The 23,539-nt window shown below is 71.3% G+C and carries 22 protein-coding genes; 11 read left to right on the forward strand and 11 right to left on the reverse strand.

Annotation, left to right across the window (positions count from 1 at the left end):
* Positions 1-56 precede the first annotated feature (56 nt).
* Both ABZ833_RS14680 and ABZ833_RS14685 read right to left on the reverse strand, forming a co-directional pair.
* Positions 57-575, reverse strand: a complete 519-nt coding sequence (locus ABZ833_RS14680) for a TetR/AcrR family transcriptional regulator (RefSeq protein ID WP_361046324.1) — start codon at positions 573-575, stop codon at positions 57-59.
* 203 nt (positions 576-778) lie between these two features.
* Entirely contained in the window at positions 779-2,371 is a 1,593-nt protein-coding gene (locus ABZ833_RS14685) for an MFS transporter (protein ID WP_361045893.1), read from the reverse strand.
* 156 nt (positions 2,372-2,527) lie between these two features.
* Between ABZ833_RS14685 and panB the strand changes: the two genes are divergently transcribed.
* The 3 genes from panB (at position 2,528) to ABZ833_RS14700 (ending at position 5,380) form a co-directional block, all read left to right on the forward strand.
* A complete protein-coding gene (gene panB / locus ABZ833_RS14690; protein WP_361045895.1) occupies positions 2,528-3,418 on the forward strand; it encodes a 3-methyl-2-oxobutanoate hydroxymethyltransferase in 891 nt (296 codons plus the stop codon).
* Between the two features lie 118 nt (positions 3,419-3,536).
* Entirely contained in the window at positions 3,537-4,556 is a 1,020-nt protein-coding gene (locus tag ABZ833_RS14695; RefSeq protein ID WP_249590256.1) for an ATP-binding cassette domain-containing protein, read from the forward strand.
* A complete protein-coding gene (locus ABZ833_RS14700) occupies positions 4,553-5,380 on the forward strand; it encodes an ABC transporter permease (protein ID WP_361045898.1) in 828 nt (275 codons plus the stop codon). The genes ABZ833_RS14695 and ABZ833_RS14700 overlap by 4 nt, the downstream gene beginning before the upstream one ends.
* A gap of 11 nt (positions 5,381-5,391) precedes the next feature.
* Here the strand turns inward: ABZ833_RS14700 and ABZ833_RS14705 are convergent, their stop codons facing one another.
* Positions 5,392-8,760 (reverse strand): BTAD domain-containing putative transcriptional regulator, encoded by a 3,369-nt coding sequence (locus tag ABZ833_RS14705; protein WP_361045900.1) that lies wholly within the window; start codon positions 8,758-8,760, stop codon positions 5,392-5,394.
* 140 nt (positions 8,761-8,900) lie between these two features.
* A complete protein-coding gene (locus tag ABZ833_RS14710; RefSeq protein ID WP_361045903.1) occupies positions 8,901-9,047 on the reverse strand; it encodes a hypothetical protein in 147 nt (48 codons plus the stop codon).
* A gap of 107 nt (positions 9,048-9,154) precedes the next feature.
* On the opposite strand from ABZ833_RS14710, the gene ABZ833_RS14715 reads away from it, so the two are divergent.
* Positions 9,155-9,958, forward strand: coding sequence for a site-2 protease family protein (locus ABZ833_RS14715; RefSeq protein WP_361045906.1), 804 nt, complete (start codon positions 9,155-9,157; stop codon positions 9,956-9,958).
* Here ABZ833_RS14715 and ABZ833_RS14720 read toward each other — a convergent pair.
* The 3 genes from ABZ833_RS14720 to ABZ833_RS14730 form a co-directional block, all read right to left on the reverse strand.
* Positions 9,948-10,139, reverse strand: a complete 192-nt coding sequence (locus tag ABZ833_RS14720) for a hypothetical protein (protein WP_361045909.1) — start codon at positions 10,137-10,139, stop codon at positions 9,948-9,950. The two genes, ABZ833_RS14715 and ABZ833_RS14720, sit on opposite strands and share 11 nt — an antisense overlap.
* Positions 10,140-10,268: 129 nt before the next feature.
* A complete protein-coding gene (npdG, locus tag ABZ833_RS14725; protein WP_361045912.1) occupies positions 10,269-10,973 on the reverse strand; it encodes an NADPH-dependent F420 reductase in 705 nt (234 codons plus the stop codon).
* 37 nt (positions 10,974-11,010) lie between these two features.
* Positions 11,011-12,087 carry a sialidase family protein gene (locus ABZ833_RS14730; RefSeq protein WP_361045914.1) on the reverse strand — a complete coding sequence of 359 codons (1,077 nt, stop codon included), beginning with the start codon at positions 12,085-12,087 and terminating at the stop codon, positions 11,011-11,013.
* Positions 12,088-12,166: 79 nt separating this feature from the next.
* On the opposite strand from ABZ833_RS14730, the gene ABZ833_RS14735 reads away from it, so the two are divergent.
* Positions 12,167-12,781 carry a hypothetical protein gene (locus tag ABZ833_RS14735; protein WP_361045917.1) on the forward strand — a complete coding sequence of 205 codons (615 nt, stop codon included), beginning with the start codon at positions 12,167-12,169 and terminating at the stop codon, positions 12,779-12,781.
* Positions 12,782-12,841: 60 nt separating this feature from the next.
* Positions 12,842-14,113, forward strand: a complete 1,272-nt coding sequence (locus ABZ833_RS14740) for an MFS transporter (protein WP_361046326.1) — start codon at positions 12,842-12,844, stop codon at positions 14,111-14,113.
* Positions 14,114-14,132: 19 nt separating this feature from the next.
* Here ABZ833_RS14740 and ABZ833_RS14745 read toward each other — a convergent pair whose 3' ends face one another.
* Entirely contained in the window at positions 14,133-14,366 is a 234-nt protein-coding gene (locus tag ABZ833_RS14745; protein WP_361045920.1) for a hypothetical protein, read from the reverse strand.
* A gap of 92 nt (positions 14,367-14,458) precedes the next feature.
* On the opposite strand from ABZ833_RS14745, the gene map reads away from it, so the two are divergent.
* Entirely contained in the window at positions 14,459-15,316 is an 858-nt protein-coding gene (gene map / locus ABZ833_RS14750) for a type I methionyl aminopeptidase (RefSeq protein ID WP_361045922.1), read from the forward strand.
* Between the two features lie 152 nt (positions 15,317-15,468).
* Positions 15,469-16,125 (forward strand): biliverdin-producing heme oxygenase, encoded by a 657-nt coding sequence (locus ABZ833_RS14755; protein ID WP_361045925.1) that lies wholly within the window; start codon positions 15,469-15,471, stop codon positions 16,123-16,125.
* Between the two features lie 318 nt (positions 16,126-16,443).
* Here the strand turns inward: ABZ833_RS14755 and ABZ833_RS14760 are convergent, their stop codons facing one another.
* From ABZ833_RS14760 to ABZ833_RS14770, 3 genes are all read right to left on the reverse strand, one after another.
* On the reverse strand, positions 16,444-17,103 hold the full coding sequence (locus ABZ833_RS14760) for a PhzF family phenazine biosynthesis protein (RefSeq protein ID WP_361045927.1): 660 nt from the start codon (positions 17,101-17,103) through the stop codon (positions 16,444-16,446).
* An 18-nt stretch (positions 17,104-17,121) separates the two neighbouring features.
* A complete protein-coding gene (locus ABZ833_RS14765) occupies positions 17,122-18,633 on the reverse strand; it encodes an HtaA domain-containing protein (RefSeq protein ID WP_361045930.1) in 1,512 nt (503 codons plus the stop codon).
* Positions 18,634-18,725: 92 nt separating this feature from the next.
* A complete protein-coding gene (locus ABZ833_RS14770; RefSeq protein WP_361045933.1) occupies positions 18,726-20,180 on the reverse strand; it encodes an HtaA domain-containing protein in 1,455 nt (484 codons plus the stop codon).
* A gap of 188 nt (positions 20,181-20,368) precedes the next feature.
* On the opposite strand from ABZ833_RS14770, the gene ABZ833_RS14775 reads away from it, so the two are divergent.
* From ABZ833_RS14775 to ABZ833_RS14785, 3 genes are read left to right on the forward strand one after another with little or no spacing between them, the layout of a single operon-like run.
* Positions 20,369-21,382 carry an ABC transporter substrate-binding protein gene (locus ABZ833_RS14775; RefSeq protein ID WP_361045935.1) on the forward strand — a complete coding sequence of 338 codons (1,014 nt, stop codon included), beginning with the start codon at positions 20,369-20,371 and terminating at the stop codon, positions 21,380-21,382.
* Positions 21,383-21,399: 17 nt separating this feature from the next.
* On the forward strand, positions 21,400-22,476 hold the full coding sequence (locus ABZ833_RS14780) for an iron ABC transporter permease (RefSeq protein WP_361046329.1): 1,077 nt from the start codon (positions 21,400-21,402) through the stop codon (positions 22,474-22,476).
* The gene (locus tag ABZ833_RS14785; protein WP_361045937.1) at positions 22,473-23,345 is read left to right on the forward strand and encodes a heme ABC transporter ATP-binding protein; all 873 of its coding nucleotides are present in this window, start codon (positions 22,473-22,475) and stop codon (positions 23,343-23,345) included. The genes ABZ833_RS14780 and ABZ833_RS14785 overlap by 4 nt, the downstream gene beginning before the upstream one ends.
* Positions 23,346-23,539 lie beyond the last annotated feature (194 nt).

Here is a 23,539-nt window from a genome sequence, read left to right on the forward strand (position 1 = left end):
CGCGGCGGGTTCCGCATCTCGCCGCACAACGGGCCGCTGTGACGAAACGCGCACATTCACCCCGTGGGCCGCAGACCCGCGAGCACGGAGTCCACGATCCGCTCGGCGAGACCCTCGTCGAGCGGCGCGTCGGAGCGCAGGACGGTGCGCACGAGCATGGGTCCGACGAACAGGTCGTTGGCGAGGACGATGTCGACGTCCGCGCGCAGTTCGCCGTTCTCGACGCCGCGGCGCAGCACGCCGATCATGACGCGGCGCTGCGGTTCGACGACGGTCGCGTGGTACGCCTCCCACAGCTTGGGCAGGCTCTTCATCTGCGCGAAGACGTTGTGCAGGATCGCGGAGGACCTCATGTTCACGCCGCGCCTGCGCAGATGGTCGAGGAGCGTGACGAGATCCCCGCGCATGGACTCCCCCGCCAGTTCGGGAGGGGGGTCCTCCACGCCGCGCAGGATGTCGACGAAGAGCTCTTCCCTGCCGCTCCAGCGACGGTAGATGGTGGCCTTGCCCACGCCCGCCGTGCGCGCGATCCGCTCGACGGAGAGGTCGGCGAGGGGCACACCGTCCTCGATCATCTTCAGGACGCCCTCGACGATCGACCGCTCCACGGCCTCGCTGCGGGGGCGGCCCCGGACGCCTTTGGCGATGTGGCCCACGTCAACTCCGTCTCTCGTCATCCGGCGCTCTGCCAGGCCGATTGTCCCTGCCCGGCCCTGCAGCCCCATCCATGCCCCGTGCCTCGCCAGTGCCCTGCGCCCCTTCAGTACCCGGCGCCGCCTCAGTGCCCGGCGCCCACCGGGTCCGCCTCCTTCTGCTCCGCCTCCGGCTCCTGGGGCGTGCGGCCCGGCAGGAACAGGGCGACGACCACGACGCCGATCAGGGCGACGCCCGCGCCGCAGAGCGCCGTGACGTGCATGGCGTGCAGGAAGGAGTCGTGGGCGGCGGTCACCAGCGGTTCACCGCGCGGACCGAGCTTGGCGGCGACACCGAGGGTGGCCTCGATGGACTCGCCCGCGGTGTGCCGTACATCGGCGGGCAGCAGGGTGAGCTTGTCCTCGACTCCGCTGCGGTAGGCCGCGGAGAGCACGGAGCCGAGCACCGCGATGCCCAGGGCGCCGCCGACCTGCCGGAAGGTGTTGCTCAGGGCTGACGCGGAGCCCGCCTTCTCGCGGGGCAGCGCCTGCATGATGACGACACTCGCGGGCGTCATGATGTGCGCCATGCCCGTGCCCATCAGGAAGAACATGACTTCCAGGATCCAGATCGGCGTATCGGCCTCCAGGATCGTGAAGGCGGAGAGCATCGCGGCCAGGAGCAGCAGTCCGCCCGAGCACACGGCGCGCACCCCGAAGCGGTCGACGACGAGGCGGGCGCGCGGCGCGAAGATGAGCTGCGCGGCGGCGAGCGGCAGCATCAACAGGCCGGTCTCCAGGGGCGAGTAGCCGCGCACGCTCTGCGTGTAGAAGACCGCGAAGAACGTGACGCCCATCAGCGCGAAGAAGACCAGCGCGAGGGAGCTGATCGCCGCCGAGAAGACGCGGTTCTTGAAGTACGAGATGTCGATGGACGGGTGGTCGCTGCGCTTCTCGTAGAGCACGAACCCGACAAGTACGGCGATGCCCGCCACAATGGTCGCGAGGGCGGCGGGGTCGGTGAAGTCAGCGAGCTGGCCGCCCTTGATGATTCCGTAGACGAGCAGGACGAGGCCGACGACGGACAGGGCCACGCCCACCAGGTCGATGCGGCCCGGCCTGGGGTCGCGCGATTCGGGGACGAGCCAGATCATCAGGCCGATCGCGACGATGACGATCGGCACGTTCACCAGGAAGACCGAGCCCCACCAGAAGTGGTCGAGCAGTACGCCGCCGGTGATGGGCCCGATCGCGATGGCGAGGCCGACGCCGCCCGCCCAGATGCCGATGGCCTTGGGCTGCTCGTCGCGCTCGAAGACGTTCATCAGGACGGCGAGGGTGGCGGGCATCACGAAGGCGGCGCCGAGGCCCATCACCGCGCGGAACAGGATGAGTTGGACGGGTGAGCCGGACTCGGCGGCGAGCGCCGAGCCGATGCCGAAGACGGCGAGGCCCACGAGCAGCATCCGCTTGCGGCCGAGCCGGTCGCCGAGCAGACCCGCGGTGAAGAGCAGCCCGGCGAAGACCAGGGTGTAGGAGTTGATGGCCCACTCCAGGTCGCCCTGGGTGGCGCCGAGGCCCGTGGGCTCCGGGGTCGAGATCGTCTTGATGGCGACGTTCAGGATCGAGTTGTCGAGCACCACGATCAGCAGGCTCAGCATCAGGACGCCGAGGATCGCCCAACGGCGCCGGTGGACGGCTTCCGGAATGCGTGGGGTGGTGACGGCGGGAGTAGTCATGGCTCCCACCCTAGGGCCATTTCGATACGAGACCGTCTCGTATTGTAAAGACTTTACCGAAGGGTCCACTAGCCGACGGGCGGCACGCGATGCCACCATGGAGGTGATCCGGGGACGCCGTCAGGGCGCCTCGAGATAAGAGAAGGAGCCGTTGCGATGACGCAACTTTCGGCTGCCCAGAACCAGCCTGCGGGGCCCTCCGCGAGCCAGTCCACCGACAGCAGCAAGGCGCTGTACGGAGGCAAGAGCACCCGCCGCATCACCGTGCGGGACATCGCCGCCGCCAAGGAGCGGGGCGAGAAGTGGCCCATGCTCACCGCGTACGACGCGATGACCGCGTCCGTGTTCGACGAGGCGGGCATCCCCGTGATGCTGGTCGGCGACTCGGCGGGCAACTGTCACCTCGGGTACGAGACGACCGTGCCCGTCACCCTCGACGAGATGACCATGCTGTCGGCTGCCGTCGTACGGGGCACGTCGCGTGCCCTGATCGTCGGCGACCTGCCCTTCGGTTCGTACCAGGAAGGACCGGTCCAGGCGCTGCGCTCGGCGACGCGCCTGGTGAAGGAGGCCGGAGTCGGTGCGGTGAAGCTGGAGGGCGGCGAACGCTCGCTCGCCCAGACCGAGCTGCTCGTCTCCTCGGGCATCCCCGTCATGTCCCACCTCGGCCTGACGCCGCAGTCCGTGAACACCATGGGCTACCGCGTCCAGGGCCGCGGCGACGAGGCGGCGCACCGCCTGCTGAGCGACGCGAAGGCCGCGCAGGACGCGGGCGCGTTCGCGGTGGTCCTCGAACTGGTCCCCGCGGAGCTGGCGGCCGAGGTCACCCGGTCCCTGCACATCCCGACGGTCGGCATCGGCGCGGGCGCGGGCTGCGACGCGCAGGTCCTGGTCTGGACGGACATGCTGGGCCTGACCGGCGGCAAGATGCCGCGCTTCGTGAAGCAGTACGCGGATCTGCGGGCGGTGATGGGCGGCGCGGCCAAGGCGTTCGCTCAGGACGTGGTGGGCGGTACGTTCCCCGCCGCGGAGCACTCGGTCCACTAGAGCCATAGCGGCACCACCGGCAGCCCGTCGATTTCCCCCGTCGACGGGCTGTCCGCTTTTCCCCCGGGTGTAGGCGGCCTGTCGGCGGTTTGTCGGTGGCTGCTGTCACTCTTCTGCCATGAAGCGAATCGACATCACCCCCGGCGGCGCCGGAAGCGCCGTCACCGTGAGGGGACTGGTCAAGCACTACGGCGAGACCAAAGCACTGGACGGCGTGGACCTCGACGTACGCGAGGGCACGGTCCTCGGCGTGCTCGGTCCGAACGGCGCCGGCAAGACCACCCTCGTACGCTGCCTCTCCACCCTCGTCGTCCCGGACTCGGGCTCGGCCTTCGTGGCCGGGTACGACGTCGTCAAGCAGCCCCGCCAGCTCCGCCGGGTCATAGGCCTCACCGGCCAGTACGCGGCCGTGGACGAGAAGCTCTCCGGGCGCGAGAACCTCTACATGATCGGGCGGCTCCTCGACCTCTCCCGCAAGGAGGCCAGGTCGAAGGCCGACGCGCTCCTGGAGCGGTTCTCCCTCACCGAGGCGGCGAGCCGCCCCGCCAAGACGTACTCCGGCGGCATGCGCCGCCGGCTCGACCTCGCGGCGTCGATGATCGGCAGCCCGTCCGTCCTCTACCTGGACGAGCCGACCACCGGCCTCGACCCCCGCACCCGCAACGAGGTGTGGACCGAGGTCAAGCGCATGGTCACCGACGGCGTCACCGTGCTGCTCACCACCCAGTACATGGAGGAGGCCGAGCAGCTGGCCTCCGAGCTGACCGTCATCGACCGCGGCAAGGTCATCGCCAACGGCGGCATCGACGAGCTGAAGGCGAAGGTCGGCGGCCGCACCCTGCGCATCCGCCCGGCCGACCCGCTGGAGCTGCGCCCGCTGGCCGGCGCGCTCGACGACATGGGCCTGACCGGCCTCGCCACCTCCACCGTGGACGCCGAGTCCGGCACGGTCCTGGTGCCGATCCTCAGCGACGAGCAGCTGACCGCCGTGGTCGGCGCGCTCACCGCGCGCGGCATCACGATCGGCTCCATCGCCACCGAACTGCCCAGCCTGGACGAGGTGTTCCTCTCCATCACCGGCCACAAGGCCAGCGCCCCGCAGGACGCCCGCCCCGAACTCGAGGAGGTTGCCGTATGAGCAGCACCACTCTCACGCCGCCCCTCCACCAGGGAGAGGCCGACGCCCGCATCGGGCTGCGCGACCACGTGCGGCACACCAGCGCCCTGGTCCGCCGCAATCTGCTGTGGATCCGCCAGGACCCGGAGTCGATGTTCGACGCGATCCTGATGCCGATCGTCTTCACGCTCCTGTTCGTGTACGTCTTCGGCGGCTCCATCGGCCAGGCGCTCGGCGGCGGTCAGGACGCGTACGTGCAGTACGTGGTGCCGGGCATGATGGCGATGATGAGCATGAACATCGCCATGGCCGTCGGCACCGGCTTCAACCAGGACTTCCAGAACGGCATCATGGACCGCTTCCGCACCCTGCCGATCGGCCAGGGTTCGGTCCTCTTCGCCAAGATCGTGGTGGAACTGATGCGGCTGCTCATCGCGACGACGATCATGATGATCGTCGGTGTCCTGGTGGGCTTCGACATCACCAACTGGGGCGGTCTGCTCGGCGCCGTCGGCCTCTCCGCGCTCTTCGGGATGTCCATCATGTGGATCTTCCTGGTCCTCGGCGTCGCGATGAAGAGCGCCCAGTCCGTGCAGGCGATGGGCTTCCTGGTCCTGATGCCGCTGCAGTTCGGCTCGTCGATCTTCGCGCCGACCCAGTCGATGCCGGGCTGGCTGCAGGCCTTCACCGACTACAACCCGCTGTCCTCGCTCGCGGACTCCGCGCGCGGCCTGATGGTGGGCGGCCCGGTCGCGCACGACATCTGGGTGACGGTCGGCTGGTCGGCGCTGCTCACGCTGGTCATGGCGCCGATCGCGATCCACAAGTTCCGCACGAAGAGCTGAGCGCGGAGCCGCTAGCCGATGTGCCGGTCGCAGAGGGCGGCGGCCTCCTCCACGGAGAGTCCGCCGCCTTCCGCGTACGCAGCCTCGTACGCCACGTCACCCAGTGCCCCGCGCGCCAACTCCACGGCGGCCGTGTGGATCTCGCGCTCCGCGGCCGGTGCGAAGTGACCGGGCGGCAGCTCACGGTCGGCGACCGCGATCAGCCGCGCCGCGTCGTGGGCGTGCCCGCCGCCGTCGAGCGCGGCCAGGGCGCGGGCGGCGACGGTGAGGTGGACGGAGGTCATCTGCGGCGCCATCATCTTGGTCAGCGGGTCGAGGGACTTGTCGAGCGCGGCGCGCGCCATGACAAGACCCTCGGCATGGCGGCCGTCCACGGTGTCGATCCAGGCCTCGGCGCCCAGCATGAAGCCCTCGAAGATGACGAAGTCGACGGCCTTGAACTCTTCCTGGAGCAGCCGGAGTTGTTCGCGCGCCTCGGCGGTGCGGCCGGTGCGGGCGAGCAGGTCGACGAGGAAGAACCGTGCGGCGGGCAGGGATTCGCTGGAGTTGGCGGCGGCGTTGCCGACGTTCTCCATGACCGACCAGAGCATCTCCTCGCCCCTGACCAGTTCGCCCGCCTCGGCGAGCACCGCCCCGAGCCGGGCCGTGAGCACGTTCGCCTGCGCGGGGGCGCCGAGCCGCTCCGCGTGCTCGATGGCGGCGGCGAAGTCCTCGGCGGCGAGGGTGTACCGGCCGCGCCGCTCATGGGCCTCGCCCCGCGAGGAGAGCGCCTCGGCCATGCCCCACACGTCGCCGAGCCTGGTGAAGATCTCCAGGGACTCGTCGGCGTCGCGGCGGGCGTCACCGGCCCAGTCGGCGCGGTTGGCGAGGATGTTGGCGCGCTGCTGCAAGGACGCGGCGAGCTCCCAGTCGTACCCGCGCTCGCGGCAGGTGGTGATGGTCGCGTCGATGATGTCGTACAGCTGGTCGATGTCCCCCTTGAGCAGCACCGCGAAGAACCACAGGCTCCCCGGCGACCAGCAGGTCTGCGGAAGACCCGGCCGGTAGGCCTCCCTGATGCCCGCGAGCTTCTCCATGGCCTCGGGCGTCTGCCACGCCTCCAGGTTCATGTCCATGCAGGAGAGCTGGATGAGGTGGATTCCGCGCCGCGCCTCCTGGAGCACCTCCGGGCGCATGGGCGGCGGGTTGTCCGTGCAGCGTTCGTAGAGCGGTTCCACCGGGGTGACGGGGCGCGCGAACGGGTCGGGGCCGAGGGCGACGACGTCGCGGGACCAGTTGCGGATCTCCAGGCGCAGGTCGCGGATGGTCCAGTACCAGGAGAGCGAGAGGACCAGGCAGAGCGCCTCCTGCTCGTCCCGGGCGGCGACCGCGTGCCGCAGGGCGGTGCGCAGGTTCTCGTACTCGACCTCCAGCCGCTCGACGGCCTCCCGCTGCCCGCCGCCCCGCAGCCGCGGTTCGGTGAGCCGGGCCAGCTCCCGGAAGTACACGAGGTGGGCCCGTTCGGCGGCGCCGCGGTCACCGGCCTCGTCGAGCCGCTCCCCCGCGTACTCCCCCACGGTCTCCAGGAGCCGGTAGCGCATCACGCCCTGCGGCGAAGGGGCGGCGACGACAAGGGACTTGTCGACGAGGGAGCCGAGCACGTCCGCGACGTCGAGCGGCCGGACCCCCGCCCCGTCACCGGCCACGGCGGACTCGGCCGGGGCCCCGCACACCGCCTCGGCGGCGGCCAGATCGCAGCCGCCGGCGAAGACGGAGAGGCGGCGCAGGACGGTGCGCTCGGAGGTGTCCAGGAGTTCCCAGGACCAGTCGACGACCGCGCGCAGGGTCTGCTGGCGGGGCAGGACCGTGCGGGCGCCGTTCGTCAGGAGGCGGAAGCGGTCGTCGAGGCGGTCGGCGATCTGCCGGGTGGTGAGCATGCGCAGGCGCGCCGCGGCCAGTTCGATGGCCAGCGGCAGGCCGTCGAGGCGGTGGCAGATCTCGGCCGCCGCCGACGGGTCGTCCTCGATCCGGAAACCCGGCCGGGCCGCCGCGCCACGGTCCGCGAGCAGCCGCAGCGCGATCGGCTCGGGCAGGGGCTCGACGGGGCGCAGCAACTCCCCCGGTACGCCCAGGGGTTCACGGCTGGTGGCGAGGACGGTGAGGCCGGGGCAGTGGGCGAGCAGCCGGTCGGCGAGGCGGGCCGCGGCGTCGATGACGTGCTCGCAGTTGTCGAGGATCAGGAGCATCCGGCGCGGCGCGCAGTGCTCGGTGAGGCGGACGACGGGGTCGTCGCCGTGCCGCTCCGAGACCGCGCGCAGCTCTTCGGCGCCCGCGCCGCGCAGCACCGTCTCGCGGGCGCCGAGCGCGGTGAGGACCGCCTCCGGCACCGCGTCCGGGTCCTCGACCGGCGCGAGCTCGGCCAGCCACACACCGTCGGGCACGCCGTCCGCGTACGCCTCGGCCGCCTCCTGCGAGAGCCGCGTCTTGCCGGCGCCGCCGGGTCCGAGCAGCGTGACGAGGCGGGCCCGCGTCAGGTCGTCCCGGATGGCCTCGATGTCGTCCTCGCGGCCGACGAAGGAGGTGAGCCTGGCGCGCAGGTTGCCCTGCGGTCTCTCCGGCGGGCGGACCCGGGAGGGGGGCGGCTGCGGGGGCTGCGAGGCGTGCGGCGGGGTGTCGTGGTGCAGCAACTCCTCGTGGAGAGCGCGGAGTCCGGGGCCCGGGTCGGTGCCGATGCGGTCCGCGATGAGGCGGCGCACCGCGTCGTACGCGGCCAGCGCCTGCGCCGGGCGGCCCGCGTCGCGCAGCGCCCGCAGCCGCAGGGCCTGGAGCGGTTCGTCGAGGGGGTGGCTGTCGCACAGGGCGGCGAGCTCGGGCAGCACCTGCTCGGCCCGGCCGAGGGCGAGGGCCGCGGCCAGCCTGGCGCGGCGGGCCTCCAGGCGGCGGGACTCCCACCGGGCGGCCTCCGCCGTGCGGTCCGGGAGGTCGGCGAGCGGCGGGCCCTGCCAGAGGGCCAGCGCGTCGTCGAGGATCGCCGCCGCCTTGGCCGCGTCGCCATCCGCGAGGGCGTCCGTCCCCTCGCCCGCGAGGCGGTCGAAGCGGTACAGGTCGATGTCGTCCGGTGCGGCGCACAGCCGGTAGCCGCCGTCGGTCGAGGTGATCGCCTCGGCGCCGATGGCCCGGCGCAGGCGGCCCACCAGTGCCTGCAGCGCGCCGGTCGCGTCGGCGGGCGGGTCGCCGCCCCACACCTCGTCGACGAGTGCGGGTGCCGGGACCGGGCGGGGGGTGCGCAGGGCGAGGACCGTCAGGAGTGCGCGCAGCCTTGAGCCGCCGACGGCGATGGTCGTGCCGTCGGCGTCGAATGCCTGGGTGGTGCCGAGAATGCGATAGCGCACGGGGTCCATTGTCTCCGGTGGAGGTGAGGGGCGGTCTCGGGTGCTGCGCCGGGCGTGGGCGCACCGTCGGTCACCGGCTTCGCCGTGTTCGTCCTCGATCGCCCGGCGGACCGCTGTCCGGCCTGTCCGTGGGAGAGGGGAACCGGCGGTCACCCGTCATCTTCCCGCACGCCGAGGGAGACGAGCACCCCCGCCTCCCGCCGGAACCAGCCCTGCGCGAACCCTCGCGTCACCAACTGGACCGACCGCACCCGTCCCACGGTGTCGGGCCTGTACGTCACGTTCCACAGCGCCATGCCCCCACCCTCCCCGGAACTCCCCACCGAGTGCGAGACGTTTTCGACGTACGCCGGGGTACGGTCCCGTACGACAACCGGCCCGCCACCTCCAGGAGCCCCGCCTCATGACCACCGCTCCCACCCGACGCAGCGACCGGCGGATCAGCCCCGTCTTCCTGGGGATCGCCGCCGTCACCGCGGTCTCCGGCTGGGCCGCGTGGACCGGGTTCGCGGACAATCCGGGGCTCGCCGTCTTCCTCTTCGTGACAGCGGCCTGGATCGTCTCGCTCTGTCTGCACGAGTACGCGCACGCCCGCACCGCCCTGCACAGCGGCGACATCTCCATCGGCGCGAAGGGCTATCTGACCCTCAACCCGCTCAAGTACACGCACGCGCTGCTCAGCATCGTGCTTCCGGTGCTCTTCGTGATCATGGGCGGCATCGGTCTGCCGGGTGGCGCGGTCTTCATCGAGCGCGGCCGGATCCAGGGCAAGTGGAAGCACAGTCTGATCTCGGCCGCGGGGCCGCTCACGAACGTGCTCTTCGCGGTCGTCTGCACGGCGCCGTTCTGGCTCGACGCGCTCTCCGGTGTCCCTGACACCTTCCGGTTCGCGCTCGCCTTCCTCGCCCTGCTCCAGGTGACGGCGGCGATCTTGAACTCGCTGCCCATCCCGGGCCTGGACGGCTACGGCGTCATCGAGCCCTGGCTCTCGCACAAGATCCGCCGCCAGGTGGAGCCGTTCGCGCCGTTCGGCCTGATCGCCGTCTTCGGCATCCTGTGGATCCCCGAGGTGAACGGCGCATTCTTCGACGCGATCGACGCGATCCTGCGCGGCCTCGGTGTGTACGACCTGGAGACGTACTGCGGCCAGGACTTCTACCGCTTCTGGGACGGCGACCCGAGCCAGTACTGCACGCTCAACCCGTAGCGGCGCGCGCGGCGTCCCGCTGGGCCTTCGCGCGGCGCAGGTAGTACCACGCCATGTTCGACGAGAGTCCTGCGAGGAGCACCCAGACGACGCCGATCCAGTAGCCCTGGACGAAGGAGACCACGGCCGCGACGACGGCGAGGGCGCAGACCGTGAGGGCGTAGAGAGCGAGGCGGGGCATGGGGGTCGGCTCCTGTCGGGGGTCGATTCGGGGAGGTGGTGGGACACCGGGCGGACGACGCACCGAGCGACGTTCGACACGACGTGGCGATCGGCGTCCGCAACCAGTGTCCCCCATGCCCGCTACGTCCTAGACGTCGGTCACGCGCAGCCCGGCGTGCGCCTTGTACCGCCGGTTCACGGAGATCAGATTGGCCACCAGGGACTCGACCTGGTGCGCGTTGCGAAGACGCCCCGCGAAGACGCCCCGCATGCCGGGGATCCGCGCGGCGAGCGCCTGCACGATGTCCGTGTCGGCGCGGACCTCGCCGAGGACCATCACGTCGGTGTCGATCTCCTCGACGTCCGCGTCCTGGAGCAGGACCGCCGAGAGGTGGTGGAAGGCGGCCGTGACCCTGGAGTCCGGAAGCAGGGCGGCGGCCTGCTCGGCGGCGCTGCCCTCCTCGGGCTTCAGGGCGTAGGCGCCCTTCTTGTCGAAGCCGAGCGGGTTCACGCAGTCGACGACGAGCTTGCCGCTCAGCTCCTCGCGCAGCGCTTCGAGGGTCTTGCCGTGGCCGTCCCACGGCACGGCGACGATCACGATGTCGCTGCGCCGCGCGCACTCCGCGTTCTCGGCGCCCTCGACACCGAGGCCGAGCTCGTCGGCGGCGGTCCGCGCCCGCTCGGCCGCGCGGGAGCCGATGATCACCTTCTGGCCCGCGCGGGCCAGGCGGTAGGCGAGGCCGCGGCCCTGGTCACCCGTGCCGCCGAGCACGCCGACGACGAGTCCGGACACGTCGGGCAGCTCCCAGGGATCCTTGGCGGGGGCCTTCTGCACACTGTCGTTAGAGGTCATACGGCCGACCTTACTCACCGCCTGTCCGCCGTCCGGGTCAGGTCAGCGCGCTCACCGGTATCCGCCGGAACGTGATCGTCTCGTAGGCGCTGAAGTCACCCGTCTCGTAGAGGAGTCCGACGGTCTCGTCGTCGACGCGGACGAGGTCGGAGTACGCGGCGGGCAGCCCGTCCACCGTGTACGCGTGCCGCCACGTGGTGCCGCCGTCGTGGCTCCGGCGCACCGTCATCAGGGCACGGAAGCCGGGGTCGGCGGGCCCGGAGAACAGCAGCACGTCCGGCGTACGCAGCTGGAGCACGCTGCACTCGACGACGGGTCCGACGAGCCCCGCCTGCGGCCGGAAGGGCTTGGCGAGACTCTGGCCGCCGTCGCCGGAGTGGGCGTCGGCGCGGGTGCCGGGGGACGGCGAGTCGTTGCGGGTGTTGAAGTAGAGCCGCCCGTCGGGGAGTTCCGCCGCGGTGGTCTCGTTCACGTTCACATAGCCGTCGGTGTTGTCGTCGACGTAGCCGATGCGCCAGGTCTGGCCGAGGTCGTCGCTGAGGAGGCAGTGGCCGCCGTTGTACTTGCCCTCGGTGCCGTTGTCCGTCCCGGTGGGCGGCAGGGAGTGGTTGGCGGGCACGACGACACGGCCCGTGCTGGTCTGCAGCGCGTGGCCGGGAGTGGTCGCGTACCACCGCCAGTTCGCCTTCTTCACCTGTCCGGTGATCTCCCGGGCGGCCGACCAGGTCAGCCCGTCGTCGTCGCTGTGCTGCACCCAGATGCGCCGCCCGTTCGCGGCGGAGACCTTGCCGCGGCGGATGGCGTCCTCGGTCGCGGCGGCGGCGTTGCGGACGTGGACGAGGAGGACGCGGCCGGTGTCGAGGACGACGGGGGCGGGGTTGCCCGCGAGGTCGTCGCCGTTCTTGACGACGACCTGGAGCGGACCCCAGGTGCGGCCGCCGTCGCTTGACCGCTTCAGCACCACGTCGATGTTGCCGAAGTCGTCCTGCGAGCCGACCCTCCCCTCGCAGAAGGCCAGCAGGGAGCCGGAGTCGGTGAGGACGACGGCGGGGATCCGGAAGCTCGCGTAGCCCTCGCGTCCGGCACGGAAGGGAACAGTTGTCTCATCAGCCATCCCGGGTCAGTCCCCACCCCGGGCGAATTCCCGGTGAACTCCGCCTGACGACTGACATGTTGAGGCAGGATGCGGCCCCATGGACGCCGTACGGGTCGCGCTGCTGCGCGAAGTGCTCGCAGGAACCCAGTGGGTGGGCGCGACGCGACGCTTCGCGGGGACGCTGCGGTCCTCCGTGGTGCCGCACGGGGGCGGGCTGCTGCTCGTGGGCACGGAGGAGTACGAGCCGTGGCATCTGGCCGCGCATCTCGTGGACGAGGCCGCGTGGTCCGGGACACCGGAACTGACGCCGACGCTCGTACGCCACCGGGTGCGGGAGGGCGACCCCGCCCACCTCTCGACCGGGCTCGGCCGGATCGAGGCGGCACGGCGCGGCGAGACACTGCTCGTGGTGGCACCGGACACGCCCGCCGCGTCGCCGGGCGCGGGCTTGCTTGAGCGGGTGCACGACGCCCGTGCGGCGGGGGCGACGGTGCTTGCCCTGGGTTCGGGGCACGGCGATCTGCGGGCCATGGCGCACGAGGCACTGACCGTGCCGCAGACGCCCGAGCTCGATCTCGACATGGTCCAGCACCTGGTGAGCGCGGCGGCCGGTGAGAACTCGCTCCCCGCGGCGCGGGGCCGCCGCAGCCTCCGTGACCGGCTCTCCCGCCTGGCCGACCAGCTGACGTCACCGCCACCGGCGCGGTGGTGAGGGAGGCGCCCCCGCCCGGAGAAATGAGTTGCCCCGCGGTACCGGCCGCGCTGACCATGGCTGTTCGTGTCCCTCTCCTCCGTATTGCCCGACCTCTCCCCCTGGCGCTCCACGCGTGACTTCCGGCTGCTCTGGGTCCAGGGGCTCGTCACCACCTTCGGCAGCTTCATGGCCCTGGTCGCGCTGCCGTTGCAGATCAAGGACCTCACCGACTCGCCGCTCGCCGTCGGGGCGATGGGCGCGGTCGAGCTGGTGCCGCTGATCGTCTTCGGGCTCTACGGAGGTGCGCTGGCCGACGCGGTGGACCGGCGCAAGGTGATTCTCCTGACCGAGGCGGGGCTCGGCCTGCTCGCGGCGGTGCTCCTGATGAACGCGCTGCTCCCGGAGCCGCTGCTGTGGCCGCTGTACGTGGTGGCGGCCGGGGTCTCCGCGCTCGCGGGACTGCAACGCCCCGCGCTGGACTCCCTGATGGCGCGCATCGTGCCGCACGACCAGCTCATCGCCGCCTCCGCGCTCAACTCGCTGCGCTGGAACGTCGGCGCGATCGCGGCCCCCTCGCTGGCGGGCCTGGTCGTCGCCTACGCCGGGCACGCACCCGCGTACGCGGTGACGGTGGTCTCCTTCGCCGCCTCCGTGGCCCTGTGCGCCCGCATCGCACCCGCGCCTCCCGCGCACGACGCGGAGAAGCCCTCCCTGCGGGGCCTCGCGGAAGGCGCGCGGTACGCGTGGTCGCGGCCGGTGCTGCTCGGCACGTACGCGATCGACATGGCGGCGATGTTCTTCGCCTTCCCGAACACGATCTTCCCGTTCCTCGCGGAGGATCTCGACGCGGAGTGGTCGCTCGGCCTGATGTACGCGGCCGGTGCGGTCGGCTCGCTGCTGCTCAGCCTGACCAGCGGGTGGACCTCGCGGGTGCGGCGGCACGGGCTGCTCGTCGTGTTCGGGGCGGCGGGCTGGGGGCTCGCGATCACGGCCGCGGGATGGTTCGGCAACGTATGGCTGGTGCTCGTGTGCCTGGCCCTCGCGGGCGCGGGCGACATGCTCAGCGGGCTCGGCCGCTCCACGATCTGGAACCAGACGATCCCGGACGAGCTGCGGGGGCGCCTCGCCGGCATCGAGGTGCTCTCCTACAGCGTCGGCCCGCAGCTGGGCCAGGTCCGCGCGGGGGCGGCCGCCGGCTGGACCGGCACCCGCAGCGCGATCTGGTCGGGCGGCCTCGCCTGCGTCGCCTCGGTCGCCGCCCTGACAGCGGTGCTTCCGAAGCTGCTTTCGTACGACGCGACCACCGACGAGGACGCGCTCCGGCGCCGGGAGGTCTCCGCCGCCGGATGACCGGGCGCCCGGCGGCTGGTCAGGCGTTGCCGCCCTGGCCCCGGGCGTCCTTGTCGTGCCACTTCGGGTCGGTCTCCCACTCCAGGTTCCGCTCCGCGGCGGTCTCCATCGCGCGCTGGGCCTCCTCGCGGGACGCGTAGGGCCCGAAGCGGTCCTTGCCGGGGCAGTCGGGGCCCTCCTCGACCTTCTGGTGCTCCAGGCAGTAGTACCACTCGCCCGGCTTGCCGACGGTCCGCTTCTTGAACAGCGCCATGGCCCGCTCCTCTCATTTCAGTACCGCTGGGTACTGCTGGGTCACGCTCTCTGAGCCATGCTGCCCCACCACCGCTGGTTAGACTCGCTGGCATGTCTGGCCAGTCACTGCTCGTCCCAGGGGAGCTCTCCCCCATCCGTCCCGTTCCGGGAAACATCAGGCGCCCGGAGTACGTGGGGAAACCCGCGCCCACCCCGTACAAGGGGCCGGAGGTGCAGACCCCCGAGACCGTCGAGCTGATGCGCACGGCGGGCCGTATCGCCGCGCGCGCGATGGCCGAGGCCGCCAAGCACATCGCGCCCGGCGTGACCACCGATGAGCTGGACCGCGTCGCCCACGAGTACATGTGCGACCACGGCGCCTACCCGTCCACGCTCGGCTACCGCGGCTTCCAGAAGTCGCTGTGCACCTCGGTCAACGAGGTCATCTGCCACGGCATCCCGGACTCCACCGTCCTCAACGACGGCGACATCATCAACCTCGACGTGACCGCGTACATCGGCGGGGTGCACGGCGACAACAACGCGACGTACCTGGTCGGGGACGTCGACGAGGAGTCCACGCTCCTCGTGGAGCGGACCCGTGAGTCCCTCGACCGCGCCATCAAGGCGGTCAAGCCCGGCCGCCAGATCAACATCATCGGCCGCGTCATCGAGTCGTACGCCAAGCGCTTCGGCTACGGCGTCGTCCGCGACTTCACCGGCCACGGCATCAACACGTCCTTCCACTCCGGCCTGATCGTCCCCCACTACGACAGCCCGCACGCGACGACGGTCATCCAGCCCGGCATGACGTTCACGATCGAGCCGATGCTGACCCTCGGCACGTACGAGTACGACATGTGGGAGGACGGCTGGACCGTGGTGACGAAGGACCGCAAGCGGACCGCGCAGTTCGAGCACACGCTCGTGGTGACGGACAGCGGGGCGGAGATCCTTACGCTTCCCTGAGCTCTGAGCGGGTAGCGTTTTACCGACAGGACGTCGGGAACCAGTTGACTTAGGTAAGCCTAACTTGGATGATCGGTGAAGGCCACGCCGGTTCGCACTGGTTCCCGCCTTTCTTCGGCTTTCTACGCTCCATTCGGCTTCGGAGGTCCCTCATGGATCCGTTCTCCACGGTCATCCGCACCGCGTCGCACGAGCAGCACACGGAGGCGGAGACCTCGACGTTCATGAGCGACCTCCTCGGCGGCAGGCTCGGCGTCGACGCGTACGCGCGCTACACCGAGCAGCTGTGGTTCGTGTACCGCGCCCTGGAGGAGGGCGCGGCGGCGCTGAAGGACGATCCGGTCGCGGGGCCGTTCATCCAGCCCGAGCTGCTGCGCGTCGCGGAGCTGGAGCGGGACCTCTCCCATCTGCGCGGCGCGGGCTGGCAGACCTCGGCCACCCCGCTGCCCGCCACGGCGGCGTACGCGGCGCGGGTCGCGGAATGCGCCGCGGAGTGGCCGGGGGGCTATGTGGCCCACCACTACACCCGCTACCTCGGCGATCTCTCCGGCGGCCAGATCATCCGCGGCAAGGCGGAGCAGACGTGGGGGTTCGCCCGGAAGGGCGACGGTGTGCGGTTCTACGTCTTCGAGGGAATCTCGAACCCGGCCGCGTTCAAGCGGGGCTATCGCGAACTGCTGGACGGTCTCGGGGAAGTCGTCCCCGATGAGCTGGAGAGGCAGCGGATCGTGGACGAGTGCAAGCGCGCTTTCGCTTTGAACACCGGGGTGTTCCGCGAGCTGGGCGAAGAGTTCCCGCTGTCCGCGTAAGCGGCTTCTTTTTCCCCAACCCCGCCCCTTCCCGAAAACCGTGCCTCCGCCCCGGGCCTGGCTGGGGCTCCGCCCCAGACCCCGAAAAGATGGCCTCACACTCCCCCAAGCTCTTAAGGAGCAGGGGGGACCCCCATCCGGGCTGGATATATCCAGCCCGGCCGGAATCTGTCAGCCTGTCCGGCGTTTGAGGACGAACTCGGCGGAGCCGGTGATGACGGCAACCAAGGCCCCCGCGCCAGCGGCCCGCGGCGAAGCCGCCAATAGATGCAGCCGGGAAGGGGCGGGGTTGGAGAAAGGAACCGCCGGAGGCGGACCTCAGCCCCCTGCCAGCCGCACCCGTCCCCCGACCTCGATCAACCCCCCGGGCGCAGGCGCCGTGAGGATCTGTGAGCCGCGTCCCTGCGTGATGTTGAGCGCACGGCCGAGCCGCTCCGTCAGGAGCAGCGCCGCCGCCCCCGTGGCCTCATCCTCCCGGATGCCGTCATCGCGCCCCGGAAAGCCCCGGGCGCGGACCCGCCCCGCCGCCTCGTCCTCCCACGCCCAGGCGTACACCCACTCCCCCCGCGGGGGCACCGCGAGGGCATCCACCTCGGCCGGGCTCCCGTACGGACGCAGCGTCCGCTTTGGCGCCCACTCCGGCCGCGCGGCGATCCAGCTGAACTCCCCGTCATGACGGGCCTCCACCACCCCCGCGGGCGTGACCAGTTCGGGGACGTCGAGCAGCCAGGACGTACCGACGCAAGGGTGCCCGGCGAAGGGAAGCCGCAGCGTGGGGGTGTAGATGTCGATGACCCCGCGCTCGGGGTCGTCGACGAACACCGTCTCGCTGAAGCCGAGCTTCCCGGCGATCTCCTGCCGCTCGCCCCGCCCGGGAACGCGGGCCCCGTCGCGCACGACACCGAGCTCATTGCCGTGCCGACCGTCGGGCCCGCAGAAGACTCGCAGGACGTCCGGTCCCTCAAGTAGTTCTGTCACCCGGGCATTCAAACATCCTCAGGAAGTGCGGCGCCGGGCCACGAAGACCGCTCCCGCGCCCGCGGCGACAATCACGCCAGCCGTCCCGAGCAGCGCGCCCGTCGGCACCGACGCACCGGTGGACGCCATCGAGCCGCCCGTGCCCCCCGTGCCGCCGCCGACCGAACCGCCGAGGTCGGACGAACCCCCGCCGGTGGAGCCGGAACCGCCCGTGCCGCCGCTGCCGCCGGTACCACCGCTGCCGCCCGGCAGCTGTGCACCGTCGGCGACCGCGAGAGCCACGGTCACCGGGTCGATCGCGTCACCCGCCTTGTAGCCGGACGGCGCGTCCTCGCTCTCGAACTGCTTCGCGCCCGCCGCGGTGAACGCCGCAGGCACCTTGTCGAGCACGACGACATCGTCCTTCGCCGTGTACGAGGCCTTGGAGAGGTCGAGCGTCGCGAACTTCACGTCGTTGTTGGTGCCCTTGGGCGTGGTGACGTCCACGGTCAGCGTGCCCTTGGTGCCGCTCGCGGCCACCTTGATGTCGCTGAACTTCATGTCGATGCCGTGCGCCTTGTACTGGAAGCGGACGGCGCCGCCGAAGGACGCGTCCAGCTTCTTCGCGTCGCTGTCCACGTCGCCCTTGGCGTACGGGAAGTCGTAGCCGTTGTCGTTCTTCTCGGCGCCGCCGGAGAGCGTGGCGCCGCCGCCGGACTCGATGTACCGGCGGAAGCTCTCCTTCACGCCCCAGGCGAGCGAGCCGTCGTGGACCTCGCCCGCGGGCTGCTCGGTGCCGGACGTCGGCTTCGGCGTCGTGGTGGGCTTCGCCGTCGGCTTCGGGGTCTCGGTGGGCTTCGCGGTCGGCTTGGGCGTCTCGGTGGGCTTGTCCGTCGGCTTCGGCGTCTCGGTCGGCTTCTCGGTCGGGGCGCCGCCCGACTTCACCGAGAGGGTGGCCGGGTCGAGCTTGTCGCCCTCCTTGTACATGCCGTTGAACGCCTTGGCGCCGTCCGCCGTCAGCGTCGCCGGGATGTCCTTGTAGGTCATCGCGCCGCCCTCGCCCGTGCCGGGCGTGATGCCGGTCAGGTCGAGCTTGGCGAGGTCGATGTCGTTCTGGGCGGTGCCGTTGAGGCTGACGTCGGCCTGGATGGCGCCGCTCGTGCCCTTGGTGCGGACCTTCACGTCGGCGACCTTGATGTCGAAGCCGTGAGCCGTGGAGGAGAAGCGGACGCTGCCCTTGAAGGCGACGTCGGTGGCGTGCGTCCCGGTGTCGTACGTCCCCTTGCCGTCGGTGAAGGTGAACACCCCGTTGTCGGCGGCCTGCTTGGCGCCGTCCGTGGCCTCGATCTTGCCCGCGGCCATGCCCGTGACGTACTTGCGGAAGGACTCCTTGAAGCCCCAGTCCAGCGTGCCGTCCTTGAGTTCCACCTGCGGCGCGGCGGCGTTGCCGCTGTCCGCGGCGAGCGCCGGAAGGGTCAGGGCGGTCGCGCCGAGCGTGACGGCGGTCGCGACGGCTGCCGCGAGGGTTATGGGACGACGGTTGGCGGCCATGGTCAGGCTTCTCCTTGAGAGACGAGTAAGCAGAGAGACGAGCAAGCAGAGGCGGGACGACCCGCGATGGGGCAGGAATCCGAGCCGAAAGGTCAGGAATCCGAGCCGGGGGCGTCCGTCGCCGCACGCTTCTTGCGTACGACGCCGAACGTGACCGCGGCGGCCAGCAGTACGGCCACGCCCGCGCCGATACCGATCGGCAGGGCGGGCGACGAGGAGTCGGAGGCGTCCGAAGCGGTGTTCTCGGTCTTCGGCTCGGCCTTCTTCGCCTGCGGTGCCGGGCTCGCGGAAGAGCCGAGGTCCGGCAGCGCGGGCAGCTTCGCGTCGGCGTTGAGGCCGACGGCGAGCGAGAGCGGGTCCATGTCGGAGCCCGCCTTGTACATGCCGCCGAACGCCTTGGCGCCGTCGGCGGTGAGCTTCGAGGGCACCTCGGTGAGGGAGACGAGCCCGTCCTTCGGCTTCAACTCCTTGGCCGCGAAGGTGATCAGCGGGGCCTTCTTCAGCGTGACGCCCTTGCCGCCCTTGCTGTCGGAGCCCGTGCTGTCGACGTCCGCGAAGAGCGTGCCCTTGCCGTCCTTCACCTCGACGGCGACCTTGCTCAGCGCGAGATCGAGGCCGTGCTCACCGGTGAAGCGCACCGCACCGGCGAAGTCCGCGTCGAGGGTCTGCTTCTTCTTGTCGTACGTCCCCTCGCCCTGCGGGAAGCGGAAGAGCGCGCCGCCGTCCTGGGCCCCGGCGGACAATTTCCATTCGCCCTGGGCGATGGAGCCGGTGACGTACTCCCGGAAGGTGCGGCGCACGCCCCAGTCGACGGCGGCGTCCTCGATCCGACCGGCCTTCGCCTTCTCGTCGGACTTCGCGGACTTCGAGGGCTTCGGCGAGGGCTTCTTCGACGGCTCGCCGGAGCCGGACTTCGCCGCGAGGTCCGTCGACAGGCTCACCCGGTCGAGCTCGGTGCCCGCCGTGTAGTACCCGGCGAAGGCCTTCGCACCCTGGGAAGTGAGCGTGGCGGGAAGGTTGTTGAGGGCGATCGGGCCCGCGCCGCCCTTCATGTTGATGCCGGACATGCCGAGGGTCGCGAGCGGCACCTGGGCGCTGGTCGTGACCTTGCCCGTGCCCTTCTCCTTGCTGACCATGTCGGCGTAGAGCGTGCCGGAGCCGCCGGAGATCTTGACGGTGGGGCGGCTGATGGTGAGGTCCAGCTCGTACGAGCCGCCCTTCTTGTGCCCGAGGAAGTGCACCCCTCCGGAGAACCCGGCGCTGAAGGCCCCGCTGTCCGGGTCGTACGAACCCTTCGCCGAGTGGAAGCGGAACTGGCTGCCGCCGACCGTGGCGGCCCCGCCCTGCAGCGTCGAACTCCCCTGGGCGATCGGCCCGGTGACGTAGCTCTGGAAGGAGGATTTGATGCCCCAGTCGAGCCGTCCGCCCTGGACCGTGCGGTCCTGCGCGTGCGCGGTGGCCGTCGGCAGCAGTGCTCCGACGAGTGCGGTGAGCACGGCCACGGCTCCGGCGCGGGCGATGGCTCGCGCCTGTCTTGACGACGACATGGGACCCCTCCAGGTGTGGCTAATGAGGTAAGGCTAACCTAAACTACGATCACTCCGGCCGGAACCCCCATCCCGGCCACCCGCGCCCCAAGCGCCCCACAGCAGACCCGCAACAGACCGACAACAGACCGACAACAGACCGACAACAGACCCTCAACAGCACGACAGGACGGTGGACTTCGGTGCGTATGCCGCGCTCACTCCGTATCGCCGGCGCGTGGACCGCCGTTCTCGCCCTGGCTCTCACGGGCTGCGGATCGTCGTCGGACGGCGGTGGCGAGACCTCCCCGAAGGCGAAGGCCGCGGCTTCCGCGCCCGACCGGGTCGAGCCGCTGAAGTCCCGTCCCTCCCCCGCGCTGCCCGCCACCGTCACGTCGGCCGACGGCAAGAAGGTCACCGTCGAGGACACGAGCCGCATCGTGCCGCTGACCGGCAGCCTCAGCGAGATCGTCTTCACGCTCGGGCTCGGAAAGAACGTCGTGGCCCGCGACATCACCGCCACCTTCGAGCAGGCGGAGAAGCTGCCGGTGGTGACACGTGCGCACGACGTCTCGGCGGAGAGCGTCCTGTCCCTGAAGCCGACGGTCGTCCTCGCGGACACCTCGACGGGGCCCGCCGAGGCCATCGGCCAGATCCGGGACGCGGGCATCCCGCTGGTCGTGTTCGACCCGGCGAAGGGCCTCGACGACGTGGCTCCGCGGATCGAGGCGGTGGCCAAGACTCTGGGCGTCGAGAAGTCGGGCGACGAGCTCAAGTCCCGTACGCAGGAACGGATCGCGAAGGTACGGAAGTCCATCCCGGCATCCGCCCGCACCGAGAAGCCCCGCGTCGCCTTCCTCTACCTGCGCGGCTCGGCCTCCGTCTATCTGCTCGGCGGCCGGGAGTCCGGCGCGAGTTCGCTCCTGGAGGCGGCGGGCGCCGTCGACGCGGGCAAGGAGTCGGGCCTGAAGAAGGACTTCACGGCGATCACCAGCGAGGCGCTGGCCAAGGCGGCGCCCGACGCGATCCTGGTCATGTCGAAGGGGCTCGAATCCGTGGACGGCGTGGACGGGCTGCTCAAGATCCCGGGCGTCGCCGAGACCCCCGCGGGGCTCGACCGCCGCATCGTCTCGATCGACGACGGGGTGCTCCTGAACTACGGACCCCGGACGGACCAGGTACTGAAGTCGCTGGTGGAGCAGTTGTACGGGAGCGCGAAGTGAGCGTCCTCGCCAAGCCGGTGGACGACAGAGCCGCATCGCGGGAGCCGCACAAGCCCGGCGTCCGCCGCCGGAGCGCGACCGCCGCCCTCACCGTCGGACTCGTCGCCGTCCTCGTCCTCCTCTGTCTCCTCTCCGCCGGCATCGGCGCGTACGACATCCCCCTCGGGGACGTCCTCAGCTCCGTGCAGCACCGGATCGGTCTCGGTGGGAGCGCGCTCGACCGGGTCGGCGAGAGCGTCCTGTGGAACGTGCGGCTGCCGCGCGTGACGCTCGCCCTGCTCGTCGGGGCCTCGCTCGGCTGCGCGGGGGCACTCATGCAGGGCGTGTTCGGCAATCCGCTCGCCGAGCCCGGCGTCATCGGGATCTCGGCGGGCGCGGCCGTCGGCGCGGTGGCGTCGATCGCGCTCGGACTCAGCTTCTTCGGGAACTGGACGGTGACGGTCTGCGCGTTCGTGGCCGGGCTCGCGACCGTCCTTGTCGTGTACGTCCTCTCGCGGGGCGGCGGGCGCACGGAGGTCGTCACGCTCATCCTGACCGGGATCGCGGTGAACGCGTTCGCGGGGGCGCTGATCGGCCTCTGCATCTTCTTCGCGGACAACGCGCAGATCACCCAGATCACCTTCTGGCAGCTCGGCTCGCTCTCGGGTGCGACGTGGCCGAAGGTGCTCGCCGTGCTGCCGTGCGCGGTGGCCGGTCTGGCCGTGGCGCCGCTGTACGCACGGAAGTTGGACCTCCTCGCGCTCGGCGAGCGGCCCGCGCGGCATCTCGGCGTCGACGTCGAACGGCTGCGGCTCGTCCTCGTCCTCGTGGTGGCGCTGCTGACCGCCGCCGCCGTGGCCGTCGCCGGGATCATCACGTTCGTGGGACTCCTCGTCCCGCATCTGCTGCGCATGGCGGCGGGCCCGGGCCACCGCTTCCTCGTGCCGGGCAGTGCGCTGGGCGGGGCGGTCGTCCTGGTCGGCGCTGATCTCGCGGCGCGGACGGTGGCGGCTCCGGCGGAGCTGCCGCTCGGGGTGCTCACCGCGCTCTTCGGGAGCCCGTTCTTCTTCTGGCTGCTGCGCAGGACCCGTCGCAAGCAAGGGGGTTGGGCATGACGGTCAAGACGAGCAAGACGGGCATGGTCGGGTGGGTCGCCGAGCGGCTGTTCTCGTCCGGACGCGGGCGTGCGCTGCCGGGGCCCGTCTCACCCGGCGACGCCCTGGCCGAGGCGTCGGAGCTGCGGGTGCGGCTCGGGGGGCGCGAGGTCATCGCCGGGGTGTCCCTGACCGCGCGGGCGGGCGAGGTGCTTGCCCTGGTCGGGCCCAACGGGGCGGGGAAGTCGACGCTGCTGGCCGCCCTTGCCGCGGACCTTCCGGCCGACGAAGGGGTCGTACGCGTCTGCGGGCGGCCCACCACGGCGTGGGCCGCCCGCGAACTGGCCCTGCGGCGGGCCGTGTTGCCGCAGGCCGCCGCGCTCTCCTTCCCCTTCGCGGTCGAGGACGTCGTACGGATGGGGCGTGCGCCCTGGGCCGGGACGGCACTGGAGGACGAGGACGACCGTGTCGTGCGGGAGGCGATGGCCGCGACGGAGGTGAGCGAGTTCGCCGCCCGTCCCTTCTCCGCGCTCAGCGGGGGTGAGCGGGCGCGGGTCGCGCTGGCCCGCGTCCTCGCCCAGCGTGCGCCGCTGCTGCTGCTCGACGAGCCGACCGCGGCGCTCGATCTGCGCCACCAGGAGCTGGTGCTTCGGGTCTGCCGGGAGCGGGCCGCCGCGGGGGACGCGGTGGTGGTGGTGCTGCATGACTTGGGGCTTGCGGCGGCGTACGCGGATCGTGTGGCGGTGCTTCGGGGTGGGGTCGTCGCTGCGGAGGGGCCTCCGGCCGGGGTGTTCACCGGGGAGCTCCTGAGCGAGGTGTACCGGCAGCCCGTCGAGGTATTTCCGCATCCCCGGACGGGGGCTCCGCTGGTTGCCCCCGTCCGGGGCTGAAGGCGGTCCCTGCGGGGCTTCCCCAATCCCGCCCCTTCCCGAAACTGGGGCTCCGCCCCAGACCCCGTACAAGATGGCCTCAAACTCCCCCAAGCTCTTAAGGAGCAGGGGGGACCCCCATCCGGGCTGGAACCATCCAGCCCGACTTGACCCTCACTTTGCCACCCCATGAACCCCCCATCACCCCACCGTGA

It is taken from the genome of Streptomyces sp. NPDC047525 (assembly GCF_040643025.1).
Lineage (GTDB): Bacteria > Actinomycetota > Actinomycetes > Streptomycetales > Streptomycetaceae > Streptomyces > Streptomyces durmitorensis.